Genomic DNA, 12,781 nt, shown 5'->3' with positions numbered 1-12,781 from the left:
ATGCGCAGTGAAAAGGCGAGCGCGGCCGGAGAAGCGCTGCTGCGTCGGCTGCGGCGGCTGGTCGCGCGGGCCGCAACGCTCAAGGACAGTGATCACAAGCAGCTGCTTGCGCTGCTCGACGATATCGAGACGACCCGTAGCGGCCTCGTGAAGGCATGCGCCGAGGTCGAGGACGAGATGAGACTGGCGACCGTCAGGACGACCGCGATCGGCGCGTATTTGCGTAACTCGCAGGTCCACCGCGGCAAACGGCACAATTAGTAGAAGGCGACGACCATGAGTGTAGCTCAAGCCCCGAAAGCCAACGCCGCAAACGGCGACGCGCGGATCAAATCGCTCATCGCGCTGATCGACGTCCTGACCGCACTGGTCGCGGAAGAAAATGCCGAGCTTTCCAAGGGCCTGCCGGCCTCGCGCCTGAAGCAGGTCGACGAGAAGAACCGGTTGGCGGAGTTGTTCGAGCGCACCGTGGCCGAATGCGCTGCCGGAACGACCAGCCTGCACGTGCGTGACCAGATCCTGCGCGAGCAACTGATGGAGCGGATCCTGAAGCTGCGCGCGGCGATGGACGAGAATCTGGTGCGCCTGCGCGCGGCTATCGAGGCCAGCAACCGTCGGATCGAGGCCGTCATGCAGGCGATCCGCGAGCAGATCGCCGCGGTGTCGCCCTACGGCGCCTCCGGCCGCGTCGCGGCGCGCGCCGTCTCCAGCGGCACCAGCCGCAGCGCCTGACGAACCTGGGAGCCCGCCGTGTCGCTCGATATCGCACGATCGATCGCCTTCAGCGGCCTGTCGTCCACGTCGGTGCAGATCAGCGTGACGTCGTCGAACATTTCGAACGCCGACACGACGGGCTATACCAGGAAGACCGCGAACCAGTCGAGCAGCGTCACCAACGGCGTCGGCACCGGCGTCACGGTGACGGGTATCACCTCGACGGTCGACAAGCTGTTGCTGAAGTCGCTGGTCAGTGCGGATTCCGATCTCGGCTCGGCTGACACGACCAATACTTACCTGACGTCGCTGGAAAAGCTCTACGGCTCGACCAGCAGCACCGACAGCTCGTCGACTGGAACCTCGCTCGCCAACAGCATCGCCTCGCTGGAATCGGCGTTGTCATCGCTAGCGAGTACGCCGAGCAGCGCCTCGCTGCAGTCGAACGTCGTCAGCGCCCTCGACGATGTCACGAGCCAGCTGCGGGAGACGTCGAGCGGCATCCAGAAGCTGCGATCCAATGCCGACCAGGACATTTCGTCCTCGATCGACGACGTCAACACGGATTTGCAGAACATCGCGGATCTGAACGCGGAGATCAAGCAGACGGCGGCGGCCGGCCAGTCGACCGCGGACCTGGAGGACCAGCGCAATACTGCGCTCCAGGACGTCGCCTCCAAGATGAACGTAAGCTACTACACGGCGTCGAACGGCGATCTCCAAGTCTACACCACGACGGGACAAGCGCTGGTCGACAGCTCCGCGCACAAGATCAGCTATACCGCCGCGGCCAATGTATCGTCGTCGACGACGTATGCCGGTTCGCCGTCGAGCGGGTTCAGCGCCATCGCCGTGAACGGCGTCGACATCACCTCGCAGATATCAGGCGGGGACATCGGTGCGCTCATCACACTCCGGGACAAGACCCTGCCGGCGGCCCAGTCGCAGCTCGACCAGCTCGCAACGCAGCTTGCTTCCGCGGTCAACACCGTCTCAAACACCGCCTCGTCGGTGCCGGCGCCGACGAGCCTGACCGGAACGACCAGCGTCACCAGCAGCACGGCGCTGTCCGCCACCGGTACGGTGCGCCTTGCCGCGACCGACCAGAACGGAAATCTGGTCTCCTACGGCGATCTCGACCTGTCATCTTATTCCACAGTCGGCGATCTCGTCACAGCCATCAATGGCATTTCCGGCATATCGGCGTCCGTCGATGCGAACGGACATCTCTCGATCACGGCCACCGGTTCGGGCAACGGCGTCGCCATCAACGAGATGACGAGCTCGGTCGGAAGTGCGAGCCGGGGATTTTCCGACTATTTCGGTCTCAACGACCTCGTGACCGGAACAAGCGCGTCGGATATCGCGGTCAACAGCAGCATCCTGTCCGGAGCCAGCGGGCTGCAGCTCGCCACTCTGGATTCTTCGTCGAGCCTCACGGTTGGCAGCAGTGTGCTGACGTCGGGATCGGCGACCGTGGTCAATGCGTTCTCCAGCGCATTGACGGCGTCGCGGACGTTTTCCTCTATCGGGGGGCTCGCCACCACCACCGGCTCCTTTGCCGACTATGCTTCGGCTATCGTGGCCGATGTCGCGAGCAAGTCCTCACAGGCGTCGACCAACTACACCGCTAAGGAGACCGCCCAGTCGACCTATGCGAGCTCGCTGTCGTCGCAGTCGGGGGTCAACCTCGACGAAGAATCGGCTAATCTAAGCACGCTCCAGAACAAATATTCGGCTGCGTCGGCGCTGATCCAGGCCATCAACTCCATGTACTCGGCACTGCTCACCGCTGTGCAGTCGACGTAAGGAGGCCTGCCTATGGTCGAGATGCGGGTGGCCACCTTCGCCCAATCGAACAGGATGATCGCCGACGCGATGCGCGTGGAGACGGTCATGGCCAACAAGCAGATCCAGGAATCGTCGGGCGTCGTCTCGACCGATTTCGGCGGCTACGGCGCGGACGCCCAACACGTCGTCAACCTTCAGGTCTCGGTGACGCGGGCGCAATCCTATGTCGACGCGGCGACGCTTGCCGATAGCAAGGTCCAGGTGATGTATTCGGCGGTCGGCTCGGTCACGGACATCCTCACGCAACTACGCTCCCAGCTCAGCGCGGCGTCGACGGGAAGCTCGACCGAAGTGAGTTCGGTGATCAGCTCGGCCCAGCAGATGCTGGAGCAGATGGGCTCGCTGATGAATACGCAATATGACGGCCAGTACGTCTTCGCCGGCGGCAAGACCGACACGGCGCCGGTCGATCTCACGAAGTTCTCCTCCGGCACCGGATCGACGACCGCGACGGACACTAGCTACTACAATGGCGATAGCGAGATTGCCTCGGTGCGGGTTGCGGCCGATGAGACCGTATCGTACGGCGTCACCGCCGACAATTCGGCGTTCGAGGAAGTGATGCGGGTCCTGAAGTTCGTCGCCAACAGCACCACGCTGTCCTCGTCGGACATCACCAGCGCGCTCGACCTCGCCAGCACGGCGCTCGATGACACCGCCGCTGTGCAGGCCAAGCTGTCGAGTTCGGCGTCCGCGATCGAGACCGCGAGCGCTCGCCAGACCGACTACAAGAGTTACGCGGAGACCTTGTCGAACGACCTGACCAGCGTCGACGTCGCCGCCGTCACGGCGCAGCTGTCGACTTACCAGACGCAACTCACGGCGTCCTATTCTGCTCTAGGGAAGATCTTGAGCCTGAATCTTGCGAATTATCTGAAGTGAAACGGGGCCGCAAAGCGTCGCACAGTGCGGGATACCAGCGAGCCCCATCAGCACGTTGCCGATGACATGTATCCCAATGGTGATCAGGGGCGCCTCGTGATGCAGAGATTCTCCATCGTTATCCGCCACGAGAATTCCACCATGGTTCTCGTCGGCGCGTGTGGTGGGGTCGCCGTCGTGTGAGCTATTGCAGGAAGAAGCGAGGTTCTCTCACGAAAATGAAGTTGAATGCCTGGGTTCGGTTGATGGCGACCGTCGGTGGTTCATCCTGGCAAATGACTCGCTCATGAAGCAGGCTCTGCGGATTATCGAGCAACACGCGGACCGGATCGATCGGGTCGGGAAATTCGGCACGGTTGCTGTGAAACCAGATGATCGCGAAATCGTCGCGCGCCATCGCCACAACCTGATCCGATCCGGCCTGCTTCAACTGTGTCGCTGTTCCGGCCAGCGCGGCGCGGAGGGCCGTCCGGAACTGGTTGCCGGTCTGGGTCTCATCCTTCTTCAATCCAATCAGGACGTGGGTGAAGCCGGATTGCCAGTCGATGTCAGTGGAAAATAGAAAAAAGGGATCCACTGCAGTCGGTGGAAGCTCGTCGAGGAGAATCGGAAAAGAGGCTCCGGACGGTGGCGAAGCGTAAACGCCGCCATGGGTTTGGTTGTAAACTCGTCCTCGCAAGGTCTCGCTGTTGGCATGCCGCCACGCAGCTGGACTGGGGTAGCAAATCAGAGCAAACTCGTGCGGTAGTCCGGCAGGCGGATTTGATACGACGCCAGGCAGATACGCGGCGAGTCCGAGCGGCTGCAACATGTAGGGCGTACCAGGCATGAAGGTCTGGCCCAGCTGTGCAAAGAACTGGGGCTCGTTCAGGTCGGGGCGGTTGAAGCCGCAGAAGACGCGAATAGCGGTCGTTGGAGTCGCGTAGTTGACGGGCTGGTTCGACATGCCGTTCTCCCTAGAGTTCGGATGCAAGTTGGATAGCCTGCCGTCGCGCAATCGCGACGATGGTGAGGTGTGGATTGGCTGGAGATGTGCTCGGCCAGGACGCGGAATCGCAGACGATCAGCCGCTTGGTTGACCAGAAGCGTCCGTATAAGTCTGTCACCGACGATGCGGGTTCATGCCCCATGATCAGCCCGCCGGATTCGTGATGGCTGGCACCGAGCGGCAGGTTCTGGACCTGTGCGGGATCGGCGCCGAGCGCACGCCGCGTCTCCTCCAGCGCAGCGACCTGCCGGGCTGCGAGCGCCTGGTCGTCCGCGTCGAGCGAGATCGTCACGCGATACGACCCGGGGGCGTCTGTTGGCAAAGCCTCGATGAAATTGTCAGCGCGAGGCTGGATCGGCGCGAAGCTTCGGACCATCGCCGCATAATAGGGACCGCGATCGGGAGCCCAGGGACCGTTTTCCTTGGCGAGAAAGAGATTGTCCGAGGGGAGATGAATCTCGATCTGGTAGCCCCGCATCTTGTCGGCGGGAATCCAAATGATTGAAACTTCCGGTGTATTGGCCAGATAATCGGCCGGATTCATCGGATAGTAGGCCCGCACGAAATTGTGGTCCGAGATGAAGCGGCCGGCAAGATTGTGCGGGGTCGGCAGCCCCGATGCTAGGGCAAGCCTTGTCGATTCGAATGCGCCGGCAGCCAGCACGACCGATCGCGCGTTGATTTGCAGAATCGCTCCAGTCGCAAGGTCGATGGCTTCGACGCCCGAGGCGGTATCGCCAGAGAGGAGAATTTTTCTGGCGAAAGCACGGGTCGATATCGATATGAGCCCGGATGTGGTTACCGCGGTCGTGCGTAGCAGCGGTGCGAGGCCGTTGCCGACCGTTCCGCCTAGCCAGCCCGATGCGGTTTGGTGGCAATCGACGGCATATGGCCCGAGGCGCGCGTCGAGCCCCGCACTTTTCAGCCGCGCAATCAGCAGTTCGCTCAGTCGCCCCGCGCTGTACTCCGTCGTCACCCGAAACTCGGCTTCCGCCCATTCATAGTGATTGTTGAGCTCACCGATCGAAATGGGCCAGCCCTCGAAATCGTCCGCGCTGAACCGGGGTGCTGCACCATTCCAGAACAGGCCGCGTCCGCCGAGACAGCCGATCAGCGAGCCAAATGTTCCGCCGCCCGAAAGCTGCGGGCTGTAGGACAGCGCCTGCTGAACGCTCCGCACGAGGCCGGGATCAAACCGCAAATCGGTGCTCTGAACATGGGTCAACAGCGACAGCGGCCCTGCCTCGAGCAGAGCGACGTGCTTGCCCGCCTCCGCGAGCGTGCGGGCGGCGGTGATGCCCGCGCTTCCACCGCCGACCACCACGGCATCGAACGGGGATGTCAGGGAGCTTGCGCTGACCTTGGCCAGGGCAATCGTCAGCCTGTCGACGACCGGGTCCGTCATCTAGCTCTCTGCGACGAGCATAAATAGCTGCTTTTCGTCGATCACGACGGGTAGCAGCGCATGAGCGTTGGCCACCGCCTTGGCCTCGGCCAGTCGCGACCATCCCGTGCAGGTACTGTGGATTCGGTACGCGATGACCGCTCCGTCCGGGCGATACGTGACGAAGTGTGGATGGCTGTCATCCTGCTCGAACGGTGCCACCAAGCTCAGCATCTGGGCGTCGACGAGTTGCAGGTTGCTGCCCACCTCGCTCGTACCGGTGGTCGGGTCGTCGAGTACGTGATCGATGTTGACGTTCGGAAACTTGGTGTTCGTCTTGAGGAAGAACACCTCTCCTCCCAGCCTGAAGAACGCAAATCTGGTCCAGCCCGGTGCCCAGACGTGATCCCATACGGTATGGGCAGCAATCGGTGGCGCGCCGGTCTCCGACGAAACCCGCCCTTCGATGCGGTAGAGACATACGCTTCCGCTGTCGAAGCCATATCCCATGATGATGACTCGGTCGCCTGCGACGAACGATTTGACCATTGTGAAGTCGCGCGACATCGCCGGGGCGTGGAGGCGGACGTACATGTACTTTCCTCTGACGGCGAGATCGGATCCCAACGAGAAGAATCCGAATTGCCCCGTATCGGGGCGGTAAGTCATGAGGAAATTTTCGTTGTAGTACTTGAAGGCATCGAGGATGGACCAGCCCGCCCCGAGATTGATCGTCGCGATCTTCACGGTCGGCGGATCCGATAGCTTGGTCTGGAACAAGTCCGCCGTTCCGTCGGCTGCCCGATATGCACACAGGATGTGATCGTTTCCATTCCGGATGAACACGAATGCGTCGTAAGGCGTGTTCGCGAATTCAGCGGGTGTTCCGGAGTACACGGGCGTCAGCGTCCAGCTGCCCTTGTTCGAGCTAAGCTCGAGGAGCTGCAAGGTCGTGGCCATGATGATCTCTCTCTTTTGGCCGCACGGGGTGGATCTCAACTGGAAACGAATTCTTCTTTCGCAACAAGCGACGCGCCCGAGAACAGATAACTGCCGCGGAAGGCCGCCGGCACGTCGCAAGAAACATGCCCCAGATAGAGTTGGATTCTCGTGGACGCGTCGTCGACGAAGCTGATACGGCGCCAGTTGATAGCGCTGCTGCGAAGATCGACCGAAGTTCCGCCCGTTACCTGCTCAAGCGCCTTTGCGACCTCGGCAGGGATATCCTTCGCGTCGAGTTGTTTCGTGGAGAAATCGCTTCCGGCGGCAATCTGGAGCAAGAGATGCGAAGGCGTCGACCGCACCGCGCGGCGACGCAAGCTCTCCATCGCGACGGACGGATGCACCGGCGCTGCCGCCGCCAGGGTCACTGCGGCCGGCGCTTGTGCAGGATAGCGCGCGCATATCAGGCTCCAGGCCGCCAGCACGCTGGCGGCAGACGTGACTCCGCCGTACTTGGTGTAGGTATGGTACGCGATGTCTCCTTGCTCCTTCGGCGTCAGCGTTCCGTCAATCTGTGGGTCGGATGCGTTTCGAATGGCGGCCCATTCGGGCGCGCCTTGGCCGAGCTCACTGATGATCAGCCCGAGCGAGGCGTCGCCCATGTCGCAGGCCTGGCCGAGCCCCTGCAAGCCGGCCGAGTTCGTCGTGTTGTCGAACGCAAACGTGTCCGTGGTCACGATCTTCGGGTCCGCGACGACCGATCCGTCGTGGAAAATGACCGGCACGCCGCCGGGATGCTGCTGATCGCCGCTTTCGGCGACCAGAGCCGCATTTACGTTCAGCATTGCGGCCGGCGGCAGGGCGAAGGAGGCTGGCAGGGCGGTCGTGGGATAGGAGGCGTTTCGGAACGGCTTGCCGGCGAATTGACGCGTGCAATTGAACACGGTCGCCTTTGCCACGACGGCGTCGCCGAGCAGGACGTTTGCGCCTATCGCGCCCCCCGTGCCGGTCGTGACGATCAGCTCAGCTCTCGTCTCCGCAATGATCTGCTTCCACAGATCGAGCATCGGGAGCGTGGCGGGCGCAGGCGTACCCGGATTATAGGTGTCGTGATCGAGATGGAGGCCCGACTTGAGGCAAATCACCCTCTTTCCGACGAGCTTGATTGGATAGTAGAGGCCAAGCGACTGGAAGAACCTCGAAGATTTTCGATTGTTGAACGGGGCCTTCGCGCCCGTCACGAGCGGTATGTAGTGACCGAGATTCGACTTGTACTGGTACCATGTGTCGAACGACGCACCCGGCGTCAGCAGGGTAGCGAGGGTTTCCGCTTCGGCGGCAGTCCAAGTGACGATGACGACGTCGGCCTTGGGAAGCGGGTCGGACGGATCGGGCGAAACGGCGGGCGTATCCAACGTCGGCGCCAGATGGGCAGGATACTGAACGGGCTTGGCCATCAGGCCGGCTGCAAGCGCGGCCGCCATTTCTGTCGCAGTGGAGAAGAAGCCCGGTTGCGGATGAGCGGGATCGAATTCGATGATTTTAAGGCCAATATCCTGGGGATCGAAATTCATGCTTCACTCCATTGGAATTGAGCGTGGTCCCGACTTGCCGATATCTCTCGTAAGCTTGGCGCGCACCCTAGGTGCGGCGGCCTGACCAATATTCGATACCAAATGACTAAGCTGAAATGTCTTCAGCAGTGTGGAGGTTTGACCCAAAAAAGCAACTAAAAATTGTGATGGGGCGTGCTGGGCCGGGCTTCGCCCATCGACTTGCCGCGCGGCGACGAAGTCTAGAAATTCGCATGATACGTCAGCATCGGCGGAGGTGGTCCTAGCTGCCGGAATCTGCCTCTATGGGATCCGAACTCGCCTCCGAAGCTGCTGCCGGGCCTTTGGGGGCTTTGGAAATGGCTTTTTCGGAGTGGCGATATGAGCGGGTTGGTGATCTCTGGCGGCCGGGTGGTGGACCCCGCGAGCGAAATGGATGCCGTCGGCGACGTGGCCGTGGTGGATGGCAAGATCGCCGCGGTCGGCTCCTCGCTCGGCGGCGCCGAGCGGGTGATCGATGCGACCGGGCTCGTGGTCGCGCCCGGCTTCATCGACCTGCATGCCCATGGCCAGTCGATTCCCGCCGATCGCATGCAGGCGTTCGATGGCGTCACGACGACGCTCGATCTGGAAGCCGGCGTGCTGCCGGTCGGGTCCTGGTATGAGCGCCAGGCCAGAAAGGGCCGCGTGCTGAACTACGGCGCCGCCACCAACTGGGCCTTCGCGCGCATCGGCGCGATGACGGGCTCGAATGCGGAGAGCTCGCTGGAAGCATTCGGCAATGCCATGCGCGACCGCCGCTGGATGGACAATGTCGCGACCGATGCGGAGGTCGCCGGCATCATCGAGCGCCTCGCGCGTGGCCTGAACGAGGGCGGCATCGGCATCGGCATCCTGAACGCCTATGCGCCGGGCGCCGGCGTGCAGGAGCTGACCGCGGTGTGCCAGTTGGCCGCGAAACAGGACGTGCCGACCTTCACCCACGTCGCCTTCATGTCGCGCATCGACCCTGAAAGCGCGGTGGAAGCCTATATCCGTCTGATCGGTTATGCGGGTGCCACCGGCGCGCACATGCACATCTGCCATTTCAATTCGTCGAGCAAGACCGACATCGAGCGCTGCCGCGTGCTGATCGAGAAGGCGCAGGCGCAGGGCCTCCCCATCACGGTCGAGGCTTACCCTTACGGCACCGGCTCGACGGTGCTGGCGGCCGCCTTCTTCAGCGATCCCCAATTCGTCGAGCGCAACGGCACCGGCTATGATTCCGTGCAGCGCGTGACCGACGGCTATCGCTTTCATGACCGCGAGGAGCTGCTCAAGGCACAGGCCGAGGAGCCGTCATCGCTGGTGCTGTGGCACATCCTCGACACCGAGCACAATGCGCACCACCGCGATCTCCTCGACATGTCGGTGCTGTATCCCGGTGGCGCGATCGCGTCCGACGCGATGCCCTGGACGACATCGGACGGCAAGACTTACACCGGCGATGCCTGGCCGCTGCCTGACGATGCCACCTCGCATCCGCGCTCGGCCGGTTGCTTCACGAAGTTCATCCGCGAATGGGTGCGCGAGCGCAAGACCGTGTCGCTGCTCGAAGGTGTGCGCAAATGCGCGCTGATTCCGGCGGAAATCCTGTCGCAGAGCACGCCGGCGATGCGCGCCAAGGGCCGGCTTGCCAAGGACGCCGATGCCGACATCGTCGTGTTCGACTATGAGAAGCTTTCGGATCGCGCGACCTTCACGGCGATGAACCGCCCGTCGGACGGTGTGCGGCATCTCGTGGTGAGCGGCCAGGTGCTGATCAGCGATGGCGTGCTCGATGTTGCCGCGCGGCCCGGAAAGCCGGTGCGCCGGCCGGTCGTTGGGAGCTGATCCATGCCGGTCCCCATTCTCCTGGTGACAGGCTATTTGGGGGCGGGCAAGACCACGGTCGTCAACCACCTGCTGGCGAATGCGAAAGGGCGGCGCATCGCCGCCGTGGTCAACGACTTCGGCGCGATCAACATCGACGCGGAGCTGATCGCGGGCGCGAGCGACGGCGTGGTCAGTCTCGCCAACGGCTGCATCTGCTGCTCGCTTGAAGGCGATCTGCTCCGCACGCTCTCGACGCTGCTGCGGCGTGACCCGAAACCGGACTACATCGTCATCGAGACCAGTGGCGTTGCCGATCCCGCCGACATCGTCCGCAATCTGATGGATCCCGTGATTCTGCGCGAAGCGCCGCTCGAAACCGTGCTTTGTGTGTTGGATGCGACAACGCCGCCGGCTTCCCTGGACGATGCACTGCAACGTTCGCAGCTGCGCGTCGCCGATATCGTGGCCCTGACCAAGCTGGATCTGGCGGACGAGGGCGCAGGCTTGCGGATGCGCGAGGCCATCCGCTCACAGCGTGTGCCGGCTGTGGTGGTCGATGCGAGGCACGGCGAGATTCCGTCCGCGCTGCTGTTTCCCGCCAGTGATCGCGCGCAGGCGCCGCGCGATCCGGGGCCGAAACGTCCGGTGGAGGAACGTTTTGAGACGCTGAGCTGGACCTCGGACCAGCCGATCGCGCTGCCGCGCTTCCAGCAGGCGATCGGTCGTCTGGCACCAAAGCTCGCGCGCGCAAAGGGCGTGTTCGAGACGATCGAGCAGCCCGGACGCCCGATGGTGTTCCAGTTCGCCGGCGGCCGCGCCACGCTCGCGCCGGGCGAAGCGCCGGCACCGGGCTTGCCTCGGACGCGGATCGTCTTCATCGCCGAGCTCGGTGTGCTCTCGAAGGCCGAGCTCGACGCAATGATGGAAGCCTGCATCGCGGCCGGTTAGCACTGATGTCGGCGATCGCAGGCGCCCCGTTAGAACCGCGCGATAAGTCAATCCTCCACCGGCAATCGATTCCCGTGCACGTACCATTCCGCGCGCGAAGCCCATTGCACATGCCGGTCGGGTGAGGCGCCCAGCGGCTGGTCGAATGCGCCGGCATGGATGATCGCTTCGCGTCGGCTGCGTGTGAGGTGCGGCATCGGGCTGCCGCAAGTCTTGCAGAACGCGGTCGCAAAACTGCGGGCGCTGGGCAGGTCATAACGGACGACCGATGCTTCGCCGCGCAGCCAGCGCAACGCCTCCGCCTTCACGATCACCTCACAGGCGTGCGCCGTCCCCGTCGCCTTGCGGCAGCGCGAGCAGTGGCAGTTGAGAAAACGGTCGAACGGGCCCTCGACCTCGAAAGCGACCTCGCCGCACAGGCAGCTCCCCCGGAATGCGGTCATGTTACTCCCCAAGCTCTGCTCCGCAGCCTATCAGACCGTTCCGGCCGCCAATTCTCAAGAGGGGGTCGGCAGGCAAACTCACGCGAATTGCGCGACGCCGTGTCCGACGGACCAGTTCTCAGCGGGGGCATCGAGCACGTTGACGAACACGTCCTCGGGGCGGATGCCCGGATTGTCGCCGAGCCGCTCCACGATGCCTCGATACAGCGCCTTCTTCTGTTCCGGGGTGCGCGAGGCGAACACGGTGATCTGGATCAGCACGGCATCGTCGCTGCGGGTGACGCCATAGGCGTTGCCGCAGCGGAAATTTGCCGGCGAGAGTTCGTTGATGGTCATGAACTCGTCGCCCTCGGGTACGTCGAGCGCCTCGCGCATCGCGCGGTAGAGACCATCGAGAATGGCCTGCCGGTAGGCGTCCGATTTTCCAGCGCGCATGGAGATATGAAGCAGAGGCATGAGCTGGTCCCTTTGCATGCGGGGCCGGCCGGCCAGGCAAAGCGCCGCCGTTCGGCCCATTGACGAAACGAACTTTCAATCCCAGTTTGTATTTGACACGATGTCTAGAAAGCAAATTATTGACACCGTGTCAAATATTCGGGCGGGGCCAGAGGAGCACCATGTGAGGCCGCGTGAATTCGACCACGACGACGTGCTGCGCATCGCGTTCGATCAGTTCTGGCGCAACGGCGTGCGCGGCACCTCGTTGTCCGACATCGCGCGCGATGCCGGCCTCCAGCGCGGCAGCCTCTACAATGCCTTCGGCAGCAAGGAGGCGCTGTTTCTCGAGGCTTATGAGCGTTATGCCGCCGACTATCTGCTCGCCCTGCAGAAGGCGCTGGGCGCGGGCTCACTGCGAAAACGTCTCACCGCGTTTTTCGACCTGACCATCATGAACTTCCGCTCCGGCACGCCGCCGCGCGGCTGTCCGACCACGCGGGGGTTGATGGAGCTGGGTGCGGCCGAAGGCGAGGGCCTCGATGAGGACGCACGGAAGGCTTTTGCCGGCCTCATGGCGCGCATCACCGCGCTGGTTCGGGACACCTTGTCGGCAGGCGCCGCGCGCGGCGAATTCGGCGGCGATCCCGCCGCGGCGGCCCTGCACATCGTCACGATGACGCGTGGCCTCGCCGTGCTCGAACGTGCGTTCGACGATGAGCCGCAGTTGCGCAAGATCGCCGCCCACACCATCGATCTCGTGCTCGGCAAGAGCGGCCGCTGAGCG

General features: G+C 63.2%; 13 protein-coding genes. 7 read left to right on the top strand and 6 right to left on the bottom strand.

Translation table 11 applies throughout. From position 1 onward, the window contains the following. The 4 genes from G8O24_RS08040 to G8O24_RS08025 are packed head-to-tail and all read left to right on the top strand — an operon-like array spanning position 1 to position 3,447. A complete protein-coding gene (locus G8O24_RS08040) occupies positions 1-261 on the top strand; it encodes a hypothetical protein (RefSeq protein ID WP_188098152.1) in 261 nt (86 codons plus the stop codon). Between the two features lie 15 nt (positions 262-276). Further along, complete coding sequence (locus tag G8O24_RS08035; protein WP_188098150.1) at positions 277-732, top strand: flagellar protein FlgN; 456 nt, start codon at positions 277-279, stop codon at positions 730-732. A gap of 18 nt (positions 733-750) precedes the next feature. Further along, positions 751-2,523 (top strand): flagellar hook-associated protein FlgK, encoded by a 1,773-nt coding sequence (gene flgK, locus G8O24_RS08030; RefSeq protein ID WP_188098148.1) that lies wholly within the window; start codon positions 751-753, stop codon positions 2,521-2,523. A 12-nt stretch (positions 2,524-2,535) separates the two neighbouring features. Continuing rightward, on the top strand, positions 2,536-3,447 hold the full coding sequence (locus tag G8O24_RS08025) for a flagellin (protein WP_188098147.1): 912 nt from the start codon (positions 2,536-2,538) through the stop codon (positions 3,445-3,447). Positions 3,448-3,631: 184 nt separating this feature from the next. Here G8O24_RS08025 and G8O24_RS08020 read toward each other — a convergent pair whose 3' ends face one another. From G8O24_RS08020 to G8O24_RS08005, 4 genes are read right to left on the bottom strand one after another with little or no spacing between them, the layout of a single operon-like run. Next, entirely contained in the window at positions 3,632-4,393 is a 762-nt protein-coding gene (locus G8O24_RS08020) for a hypothetical protein (protein ID WP_188098145.1), read from the bottom strand. 10 nt (positions 4,394-4,403) lie between these two features. Further along, positions 4,404-5,840: a GMC oxidoreductase gene (locus G8O24_RS08015; protein ID WP_188098143.1), complete on the bottom strand. Its 1,437-nt coding sequence runs from the start codon at positions 5,838-5,840 to the stop codon at positions 4,404-4,406. Then, the gene (locus G8O24_RS08010) at positions 5,841-6,779 is read right to left on the bottom strand and encodes a hypothetical protein (protein ID WP_188098141.1); all 939 of its coding nucleotides are present in this window, start codon (positions 6,777-6,779) and stop codon (positions 5,841-5,843) included. Positions 6,780-6,814: 35 nt separating this feature from the next. Continuing rightward, a complete protein-coding gene (locus G8O24_RS08005) occupies positions 6,815-8,335 on the bottom strand; it encodes a nucleoside phosphorylase-I family protein (RefSeq protein ID WP_188098140.1) in 1,521 nt (506 codons plus the stop codon). Between the two features lie 360 nt (positions 8,336-8,695). Here G8O24_RS08005 and G8O24_RS08000 point away from each other — a divergent pair, with 360 nt between their 5' ends. Further along, positions 8,696-10,186: an amidohydrolase family protein gene (locus G8O24_RS08000; RefSeq protein ID WP_188098138.1), complete on the top strand. Its 1,491-nt coding sequence runs from the start codon at positions 8,696-8,698 to the stop codon at positions 10,184-10,186. 3 nt (positions 10,187-10,189) lie between these two features. After that, on the top strand, positions 10,190-11,116 hold the full coding sequence (locus tag G8O24_RS07995) for a CobW family GTP-binding protein (protein ID WP_188098136.1): 927 nt from the start codon (positions 10,190-10,192) through the stop codon (positions 11,114-11,116). A gap of 47 nt (positions 11,117-11,163) precedes the next feature. Here G8O24_RS07995 and G8O24_RS07990 read toward each other — a convergent pair whose 3' ends face one another. Then, entirely contained in the window at positions 11,164-11,559 is a 396-nt protein-coding gene (locus G8O24_RS07990) for a GFA family protein (RefSeq protein WP_188098135.1), read from the bottom strand. Between the two features lie 78 nt (positions 11,560-11,637). After that, positions 11,638-12,015: a tautomerase family protein gene (locus G8O24_RS07985; RefSeq protein ID WP_188098133.1), complete on the bottom strand. Its 378-nt coding sequence runs from the start codon at positions 12,013-12,015 to the stop codon at positions 11,638-11,640. Between the two features lie 163 nt (positions 12,016-12,178). On the opposite strand from G8O24_RS07985, the gene G8O24_RS07980 reads away from it, so the two are divergent. Next, positions 12,179-12,778 carry a TetR/AcrR family transcriptional regulator gene (locus tag G8O24_RS07980; RefSeq protein ID WP_188098132.1) on the top strand — a complete coding sequence of 200 codons (600 nt, stop codon included), beginning with the start codon at positions 12,179-12,181 and terminating at the stop codon, positions 12,776-12,778. Positions 12,779-12,781 lie beyond the last annotated feature (3 nt).

The organism is Bradyrhizobium campsiandrae, assembly GCF_014529705.1.
Lineage (GTDB): Bacteria > Pseudomonadota > Alphaproteobacteria > Rhizobiales > Xanthobacteraceae > Bradyrhizobium > Bradyrhizobium campsiandrae.
This window is presented reverse-complemented; position numbering and strand designations above follow the sequence as displayed.

Bases quoted from the DNA above. Each gene is read 5' to 3' on its own strand.
- G8O24_RS08015 (WP_188098143.1), bottom strand. From the start codon at position 5,840: ATGACGGACCCGGTCGTCGACAGGCTGACGATTGCCCTGGCCAAGGTC.
- G8O24_RS07990 (WP_188098135.1), bottom strand. From the start codon at position 11,559: ATGACCGCATTCCGGGGGAGCTGCCTGTGCGGCGAGGTCGCTTTCGAG.
- G8O24_RS07995 (WP_188098136.1), top strand. From the start codon at position 10,190: ATGCCGGTCCCCATTCTCCTGGTGACAGGCTATTTGGGGGCGGGCAAG.
- G8O24_RS08025 (WP_188098147.1), top strand. From the start codon at position 2,536: ATGGTCGAGATGCGGGTGGCCACCTTCGCCCAATCGAACAGGATGATC.
- G8O24_RS08010 (WP_188098141.1), bottom strand. From the start codon at position 6,779: ATGGCCACGACCTTGCAGCTCCTCGAGCTTAGCTCGAACAAGGGCAGC.
- G8O24_RS07985 (WP_188098133.1), bottom strand. From the start codon at position 12,015: ATGCCTCTGCTTCATATCTCCATGCGCGCTGGAAAATCGGACGCCTAC.
- G8O24_RS08000 (WP_188098138.1), top strand. From the start codon at position 8,696: ATGAGCGGGTTGGTGATCTCTGGCGGCCGGGTGGTGGACCCCGCGAGC.
- G8O24_RS08040 (WP_188098152.1), top strand. From the start codon at position 1: ATGCGCAGTGAAAAGGCGAGCGCGGCCGGAGAAGCGCTGCTGCGTCGG.
- G8O24_RS08020 (WP_188098145.1), bottom strand. From the start codon at position 4,393: ATGTCGAACCAGCCCGTCAACTACGCGACTCCAACGACCGCTATTCGC.
- G8O24_RS08005 (WP_188098140.1), bottom strand. From the start codon at position 8,335: ATGAATTTCGATCCCCAGGATATTGGCCTTAAAATCATCGAATTCGAT.
- G8O24_RS08035 (WP_188098150.1), top strand. From the start codon at position 277: ATGAGTGTAGCTCAAGCCCCGAAAGCCAACGCCGCAAACGGCGACGCG.